Consider the following 8,224-nt stretch of genomic DNA (forward strand, 5'->3'; position numbering starts at 1 on the left):
CTCGCTGTCGGCCTTCACCTGGCTCGCCCATGCGCACACCGCCGGCTTCCCCATCGTCCGGCACAATGTCTTCTTCTCGCCCGACTACCGGCAGGAATTTCGCGCCATCAACCGGGGCGGCCCGCCGCGCGATCCCAGCGTCTATGTCTGCGGACAGGATCGCGACGCGGCGGACGGCGCCGGACATGGCGGCCGCGAACGCCTGCAGATCATCGTCAACGCGCCGGCCAATGGCGACACTCACGACTACACTCCAGCGGAGAGAGAAAGATGCAGCACGCACATGATGGAGAACCTGGCCCGATGCGGCCTCGAGCTGGAGCAGCCGCTGCCGCATCATCTGGCGACCCCGAACGAATTCGAGGCGCTGTTCCCGTCGACGGGTGGAGCCCTTTATGGACAGGCCTCGCACGGATGGGCGGCCTCCTTCCTCCGCCAGAGCGCCCGGACACGGATCCATGGGCTCTATTGCGCCGGGGGAAGCACCCATCCGGGGGCGGGCGTGCCGATGGCGGCCTTGTCCGGGCGGCTGGCGGCCGAGACACTGATGCAAGACCGCGCTTCGACCGCCTCGTCCCCCCGCAAGGCTATGGCTGGTGGTATGTCGATGCGATCAGCGACGACGGCCTCTTCGGGCTGACCATCATCGGTTTCGTCGGCAGCGTCTTCTCCCCCTATTACAAGAAGAGCGGGCGGGACGACCCCTATGGCCATTGCTGCCTGAACGTCGCGCTGTACGGCCCGCAGGGCGCGCGCTGGACGATGACCGAACGGCCGGGCGACGATGTCGAAACCGGCGCCGACGAACTCGCCATCGGCGCGAGCGCGATGCGCTGGACCGGCGACGGACTCGTCATCGACATCGAGGAACGCGATATCCGGCTCGGCATTCCCTGGCGGCGGCGGGTGCGCGGCCAGGTGAAACTCTATCCCGAAATGCTCAACGCGACGGCCTTCGCGCTCGATCCGACGGGCAGGCATGTCTGGCACGCGATCGCGCCGCGCGCGCAGATCGAGGTCGAGATGGACCGGCCGGGCATCCGCTGGCGCGGCAGCGGCTATCTCGATTCCAACCGCGGCAGCGAGGCCCTGGAAGACGGATTTCGCGACTGGCACTGGTCGCGCGCGCATCTCGGCCGGGGGGTCGCCGTCATGTATGAAGGCCGCCGGCGCGATGGCTCCACCTTCGCCAGCGCCCTGCGGTTCGATGCGTCCGGAACGCCGCACGACGCGGAACTGCCGATGGTCGCGCCGCTCCCCAGCACATGGTGGCAGATGGAGCGCAAGAGCCGCGCGGACCGAGGCCATGCGGGCGTCATCCGGACCTGGGAGGATTCGCCTTTCTACGCGCGGTCCACCCTTGCGACGCGCCTCTATGGCGAACCGGTGACCGCGGTGCAGGAAAGCCTATCGCTCGACCGGTTCCGATCGCCGGTCGTCCAGTGGATGCTCCCCTACAAGATGCCCCGCCGCAGCCTCTGACTCCTCGCGCGCTGCCTTTTCCTTGTCCTTCCTGATCTCGCGGCTGACCGACCAGAGCTGCCACACGGCGAGACCCAGCACGACCGAATAGGTGAAGGCGATTTCAATCCAGCCGAAATTTCCCACAAGGCCTACTCCGCTCCCGTATCGACGGCATTCGCTATAGCATGATCCGCCGCGAACCGCCGAACCAGCGCCGCCGCAAGGTCCGGGCGCTCCTCATGCGCGAGATGGCCCAGCCCTTCGACCATCTCGGTTTGCGCGCCGGCGATCAGCGCCGCCGCTGCGTGCGTCGCCGACGGAGGTATCGCCGCATCGCGCGATCCGTGGACCAGCAGAACGGGCGTGTCGAGCTCCGGCAATCGGCGCTTCAGCGTCTCGAGATCCCAGTTCGCCATCATCCCGATCGCCCCGGCGACATGGCCCGAACGGCCGAGCAGCCGGGCATAGTGACCGACCCCGGCGGCATCGATCCGGGACCCGGTCGACCGGACGAGGAAACGCTCGACCTCGCCCGACCCCCGCGCGATACCGGCGAAGATGCGTGGCGCGAAGGGGTTCACGAACAGCATCTTCGCCATCGCCGGAAACAGCTTGGCCGCAAGCCCGGGGAAAGGCAGCAGTGCGGGATTGAACGCGACGATCGGTGCCCGGACACCGTGATCCAGACCGAGCTGCACGGCGATCGCGGCGCCCGCCGAATGGCCGACCGTCATCGCCGGCGCGACGTTCAGCGCATCGACAAGGTCCGCCAGCGCGCGCGCCATGGACGGCAGCGACAGGCCGCCCTCGGGCCGGCCGGTCGTGAACCCGTGTCCGGGAAGGTCCGGAGCGATCACCGTGAACCGTCCGGCAAATAGCGGCGCCAGATCGCGCCAGCTGTGCGTCGCCGCGCCGGTGCCGTGGAGCAGCAGCAGCACCGGTCCGCTGCCCATGATCTGCACGTGCCAGCGCAGCCCGGCCGTCTCGACGAACCGGCTGGCCTCGCGATTGGGCCAGTCGCGCCCGTCGGTCTCCCAGCGCGGGGGCGTGGTCATGCCGGCACCGCCCGGTCCTGGAGCGCGCCGACCGCGCCCTGGAGCGTGGCGGCGTCGGCCCGCGGCAGCGGCAGATAGTCCATATGCAGGGCGGCGGCGAGTGCGGCCGCTTCGGGCTGCGCGCGCGGCGAGATATCGACCACGACGCCGGCCATGCCCGTCGCCGCGATCCGCCTGGCCGCCGCTTCGCTGTCTTCGCGCGCCTGTTTGCGACCTGGCGATCCGTCGCGCGCCACATTGGCCTTGCCGTCGGTCAGCACGACGAGAAAGGGCGTGCGGCCGCGCGATGCGGCAAGTTCGCCCATCTCGCGCGCCATATCGAGACCGGCCGCCAGCGGCGTCCCTCCCCCGCCCGGAAGTTCCGCCAGCGCGCGCCGCGCGCGGGTCAGCGAGCGCGTCGGCGGCAGCAGCAGTTCCGCGCCCTCGCCCCGAAACGCGACGAGCGCGACCTGCGCGCGTTTCACATAGGCCTGGCCCAGCATCAGCTCGATCGCGCCCTTGGCCTCGGCGAGCCGGGCGAGCGCCGAGGAACCCGAGGCATCGACCGCGAAGATCGTGACGGTGCCAGCGCGTTCTTCGAAACGGCGCACGCGCAGATCGGAGCGGCGGATGCGGATGCGGCGCCGGGCGTTCCCGCCCTCCTCGGCGCGCCGCAGCGTTTGCCAGGGCGCCGCGGCGCGCAGCGTGTCGACCAGCGCCAACCGGGCGCCGCCGCGCGGAATACCGGGACGCGCCCCGAGCGGGCGGCCGCGCAGTTGCGATTTGTGGCGCCTGCCCGCCCCGCCGCCGCGCGCTCCGCCGCGCTGCACGCCTTCGCCGATGCGCCGGAGGACATCCTCCGGCACAGATGCCGCGGCGGCCGCCAGCACCATATCCTCGAGCGTCGGCAGGTCGTCGCGCCGATCGCCATCGTCCCCTTCGGCCTGCTCAGGGTCGGGCGGCGGCGCGTCCTGCTCGGCGGCTTCGACCGGTTCCTCGACCGGCAATCGCGTGGCGCGCGGCGCGAGGACCAGCCGGGCGGCGGTCGCGACATCGCCGTCGGCGATCGAGCGGCGCCCGTCGAGCGCCGCGCTGGCGCGCGCCGCCCTGAGCGCGAACCGCAACGACCGGGCGGACCGGACGCCGAGCGCCATCGCCACACCGGCCAGCGCCTGCAATATGTTCTCGTCCGGCTTGGCCACGGCAGCGGGAGCGATCGGATCGCCGGACCGGACCGCGGGAAAATCGAGCGACGCGATCGCCGTCAGATTGCAGTGAAAGGCCACGCGCTCGACCAGCGACGCGGGCGGCCGCTCCTCGTCGCCGCGGCCATCGTCGAGCAGCACCAGCCCGATCGCGGCCGGCGTTTCCGAGCCGATCCCGTCGCGCTCCACCCTGACGCTCTGCCAGTCGAGCGCCTGGCCGATGCGCCCGGCGATGCTCTCGGACAGCCGCTCGGCCATCGGCGCGATGACGACACCGCCGTCGCACTCGGCGAGCAAGCCGGCCTGGAGAACGGCCTTCCCGGCCCCGAGGCTCGCCGAAATGTCGAGGCCGCCGAGCAAACGTTCGTCGGCGATCGTCACGGGCATGCGCCGGACCGGCATGTCGCCCGGCAAGTCGGCCTTCAGCCGCTCGACCAATTCGTCGCGAACCGGCCCGGCGCCGCGCAGCCAGAGCCCGCCGAGCCCCTGCGGATCGAGGGCGAACAGCCTGGCCGCGGTCAGCGCATCGGAAAGGGGGTCCGGAGCGGCGTCCGGCATGTTCATGAGAACAGCTCGGCCATCGCCCGCTCGATCCGCGCCGTGGAACCCGTTTCGTCGAGCACGTCGCGGCGCAGCCGGTGCCGCAGCGCCATCGGCGCGACCGTGATCAGTTGATCCCGAGCCACCTTCTTCCTGCCCTCGAGCGCGGTCAGCGCCTTGGAGGCGCGCATCAGGGTCAGCTCGCCGCGCAGGCCGTCCGCGCCGACCGCGACGCACAGTTCGGCCGCATCGTTGAGCACGGTATCGGGTACGACTATTTTCTGGAGCGCCTTCTGGCCGCGCGCGATCTGGCGCAGGATCCTGGTATCGGCGCCTTTCCACTCTTCCGCGAAGGCGTCCGGATCCCGCTCCTGCGCATCGCAGCGACGCATGATCTCGATCCGCTGGTCGATATCGTCGGGGGTCCTGACCTCGACCGACAGGCCGAACCGGTCGAGCAGCTGCGGGCGCAACTCCCCCTCTTCCGGGTTGCCGCTGCCGATCAGCACGAACCGGGCCGGGTGGCGCACCGAAAGCCCCTCGCGCTCGACGAGATTCTCGCCCGAAGCCGCCACGTCGAGCAGCAGGTCGACGAGATGGTCCTCGAGCAGGTTGATCTCGTCGATATAGAGAAAGCCGCGATGGGCGCGGGCCAGCAGCCCGGGCTCGAACGCCTTCTCGCCCTTGCCGAGCGCACGCTCGAGATCGAGCGCGCCGACCACCCGGTCCTCGGTCGCGCCGAGCGGCATATCGACGAAGGGCACGGGCACGCGGCGCACGCGCTTGCTCGTCAGCTCCTCGGGATAGTCCTCGCGATGATCGGGATCGCAGTTGAACCGGCTGCCCTCGACCATCCGCATCGGCGGGAGCAGCGCCGACAGCGCCCGCGCGGCGGTCGACTTGCCGGTCCCGCGGTCCCCGAACACCATGACCCCGCCGATCCGCGGATCGACGGCCGCGATCAGCAACGCCCGCTTCATCTCGTCCTGGCCAACTATCGCGGAAAAGGGGAAATTCGTCATCGCCGTGGTTTAGCAGCTTGCGCAAACACGGCAAACTGCACACCAGGCATCGCGATAGGGAGGATGACCGCGCGCCGTTCGGAAGGGATTGGCGGCGGCGGTGAATGCGGTCATGCGCCGCATTTCCACCACGCCGTCGATGCTCCGAATGCAGGATCGCGCGCCTTCGGGGTCGCGCGTCCCTCGCAGGGCGCGGGCCGACCTACTCGCCGGTGAATTTGGGCGCGCGCTTTTCGAGAAACGCGTCGACCGCCTCTTCATGGTCGCGGGTTTCGTGGATTACCGCCTGATAGGCGGCCGACAGTTCGAGGATGTCCGAATAGCGCTGCGCCTGCGCTTCGCGGAGCAGCCGTTTGGTGAGCCGAACCGCGCGCGGCGGATTTTCGGCGATCTTGTCGGCGATGGCCCGGGCCGCGTTCATAAGGTCGGCATCGGGGACGACCTGCGAGAACAGGCCCATGTCGAGGCCCGCCGCCGCGTCGAACCGTTCGCCGGTGAGAAACAGTTCGGCAGCCTTGGAATATCCCAGAATCTGCTGCAGCGACCATGCGCCGCCGTCGCCCGGCACGATACCGACCTTGATGAAGCTCGCCGCGCATTGCGCGCTTTCGGCCGCCACCCGCACGTCGCACAGGCAGGCGAGATCGAGGCCGAGGCCGATGGCATGACCGTTGACGGCGGCGATCAGCGGAACGTTGCTTTGCATGAAGGCCCGCGTGATCTTCTGCACGCCGCGGCGATAATTGGCCATCGTGTCGACGGGGACCGGCAAGCGCCCGATACCGGTCTTCTCTTTCATGCCCTTGAGATTGCCGCCGGCGCAGAATGCGCGGCCGTTGCCGGTCAGGATGCCGACGCTGATCGCCGGATCGTCTTCCAGCGCCTCGAGCGCATCGATGACATCCTCGCAATCGGCCCGCGTACCGATGGCATTGAGCGTATCCGGGCTGTTGAGCCGCAGCACCGCCACGCGTCCGTTCGTTTCGCGCTGTACAAAATCGCCCATCGGTTGCTCCCTTTCGTCCGTCGCATAGCCTGCCCCTCGCGCGTCGGCCAGAGCGTCGGACCGGCGGGCGGATGCGGCCTTGCCCCGCTTCCATTTGTCCGTAGAACCGACCCGATGCCCAGTTTCGCCATCCATCCCTTCGCCACGCCCGACACGGCGGGCGCGCTGCGCGATCAGGTCCGGGCGCTCGTCGCCGAATGCGAAGCGGATTGGGACGCGGCCGATCGCGCGAACAGCTGGTCGATCGCCGATCCCGGCTTCAGCCAGCGGCTCGGCCGGGAGGGCCTGATCGGAATGATCTGGCCCGAACGCTATGGCGGGCACGGGCGCGACCCGCTCGAACGCTATGTCGTGCTCGAGGAATTGCTGGCCGCCGGGGCGCCGGTCGGCGCGCACTGGATCGCCGACCGGCAGACCGGTCCGCTGCTCCTGCGATACGGCACCGAGGAGCAACGGCGGAAATATCTCCCGGGCATGGCGAAGGGTGAAATCTACGCCTGTATCGGGCTCAGCGAACCCGGCGCCGGTTCCGATCTCGCCGGGGTCCGGACATCGGCGCGCAGGACGGACGCCGGCTGGATCGTCAACGGGCAGAAGGTGTGGACGACCGGCGCGCATGTCGCGCATGCGATCCTTGCGCTGGTCCGCACCGATCCCGGTTCCGAACGCCAGGCCGGCCTCAGCCAGCTGCTCATCGACATGGACACTCCCGGAATCACCGTCCGCCCGATCATCAACCTCGCCGGCCAGCACGATTTCAACGAGATTTTCTTCGAGGATGTCGAGGTTCCGCGCGGCGCGCTTGTCGGCGCGGAAGGCGATGGCTGGAAACAGGTCACGGCCGAACTCGCGCTCGAGCGGTCCGGGCCGGAACGTTATCTTTCGAGCTATGCGCTGCTCAGATATCTGATCGCGGAGCAGGGCGGGGACCCGGCGGTCCAACCCGTTATCGGCCGGCTGACTGCGGAGCTCTGGACCTTGCGCCAGATGTCGATGTCGACGGCCGCCAAGCTTGCCGAGGGCGAGGACCCGGTCGTCGAGGCGGCGATCGTCAAGGATCTCGGCAACAGCTACGAACAGGCCGTGCCGACGGCGATCCAGGCGGTGCTCGGGCCCGATTTCGACAGCGCGGGCGCGAGCGACCTGGCACGGACGCTCGACCTGTTGGTGCAGACCGCGCCCAGCTTCTCGCTTCGCGGCGGCACGCGAGAGATTCTGCGCGGCATCATCGCCAGGGGGCTCGGCCTCCGATGAGCGAGAATCGATCCCTCCTGTGCGATACGGCGACGGCCGTGCTGCGATCCGCGACGGACCTGGCGGCGCTGGAGGAGGCGGGCTTCGCCGTGCTGCTGGTCGCCGAAGACGAAGGCGGCTTCGGCGGGGACTGGGGCGATGTCTTCGCGGTCCTCAGGATCGCCGGCTATGAGGGATCGGATCTCGATATCGCCGGACTGATCATGGAGGCCGTCTCCGGAGATCCTCTGGAACTGGGAGCATTCGCCCGGGTATGCCTAGCGGCGGGCGCGCTCGACCGGATTCTCGAAATGGCCGTCGAACACGTCAATACGCGCGAGCAGTTCGGCCGTCCGCTGGGCAAGTTCCAGGCGGTCCAGCAATCGCTGGCGATCCTCGCGGTCGAGGCGGCGGCGGTGAATTCCGCCGGGGCCGGGGCCGCGCTTGCCCTCGATCATGGCGACGCCCGCTTCGAGATCGCGGCCGCGAAGCTTCGGGCGAACATCGCGATCGGGGCCGGCACGGCCATCGCGCATCAGGTTCACGGCGCGATCGGCTTCACGCGGGACTATCCGCTCCACCGCTTTACGCGGCGTCTCAACCGCTGGCGGATGGAATGCGGCAACGACCGCTACTGGTCGGAAAAGCTCGGCGCCGAAGTGTCCGGGCTCGGCGCGGATGGCCTGTGGCCGGAGATCGCCCGGCGGTCCGACAGGACGA

Annotated in this window: 8 protein-coding genes; 4 read left to right on the forward strand and 4 right to left on the reverse strand. The window is 69.5% G+C overall.

The features are described 5' to 3' along the window. A partial coding sequence (locus ACTS1X_RS10855) for a phytoene desaturase family protein (RefSeq protein WP_442614412.1) occupies positions 1 to 640 on the forward strand: 640 nt, incomplete at its 5' end. An 80-nt stretch (positions 641 to 720) separates the two neighbouring features. After that, positions 721 to 1,482, forward strand: coding sequence for a hydroxyneurosporene dehydrogenase (locus ACTS1X_RS10860; RefSeq protein WP_442614419.1), 762 nt, complete (start codon positions 721 to 723; stop codon positions 1,480 to 1,482). A 131-nt stretch (positions 1,483 to 1,613) separates the two neighbouring features. On the opposite strand, the gene bchO is transcribed toward ACTS1X_RS10860, so the two are convergent. The 4 genes from bchO to ACTS1X_RS10880 all read right to left on the reverse strand — a co-directional run bounded on the left by bchO (position 1,614) and on the right by ACTS1X_RS10880 (position 6,271). After that, positions 1,614 to 2,519 carry an alpha/beta fold hydrolase BchO gene (bchO, locus tag ACTS1X_RS10865; RefSeq protein ID WP_442614413.1) on the reverse strand — a complete coding sequence of 302 codons (906 nt, stop codon included), beginning with the start codon at positions 2,517 to 2,519 and terminating at the stop codon, positions 1,614 to 1,616. Continuing rightward, entirely contained in the window at positions 2,516 to 4,267 is a 1,752-nt protein-coding gene (locus ACTS1X_RS10870) for a magnesium chelatase subunit D (RefSeq protein ID WP_442614414.1), read from the reverse strand. The genes bchO and ACTS1X_RS10870 overlap by 4 nt, the downstream gene beginning before the upstream one ends. Next, on the reverse strand, positions 4,264 to 5,265 hold the full coding sequence (gene bchI / locus ACTS1X_RS10875) for a magnesium chelatase ATPase subunit I (RefSeq protein ID WP_442614415.1): 1,002 nt from the start codon (positions 5,263 to 5,265) through the stop codon (positions 4,264 to 4,266). Before bchI ends, ACTS1X_RS10870 begins: the two co-directional genes overlap by 4 nt. Before the next feature lie 202 nt (positions 5,266 to 5,467). Next, positions 5,468 to 6,271, reverse strand: coding sequence for an enoyl-CoA hydratase-related protein (locus ACTS1X_RS10880; RefSeq protein ID WP_442614416.1), 804 nt, complete (start codon positions 6,269 to 6,271; stop codon positions 5,468 to 5,470). Between the two features lie 114 nt (positions 6,272 to 6,385). Between ACTS1X_RS10880 and ACTS1X_RS10885 the strand changes: the two genes are divergently transcribed. Both ACTS1X_RS10885 and ACTS1X_RS10890 read left to right on the forward strand, forming a co-directional pair. Next, positions 6,386 to 7,525, forward strand: coding sequence for an acyl-CoA dehydrogenase family protein (locus ACTS1X_RS10885; protein ID WP_442614417.1), 1,140 nt, complete (start codon positions 6,386 to 6,388; stop codon positions 7,523 to 7,525). Beyond that, on the forward strand, positions 7,522 to 8,224 hold a 703-nt coding region (locus ACTS1X_RS10890), incomplete at its 3' end, for an acyl-CoA dehydrogenase family protein (protein WP_442614418.1). The genes ACTS1X_RS10885 and ACTS1X_RS10890, both read left to right, overlap by 4 nt.

The organism is Parasphingopyxis sp. (assembly GCF_052168275.1).
Lineage (GTDB): Bacteria > Pseudomonadota > Alphaproteobacteria > Sphingomonadales > Sphingomonadaceae > Parasphingopyxis.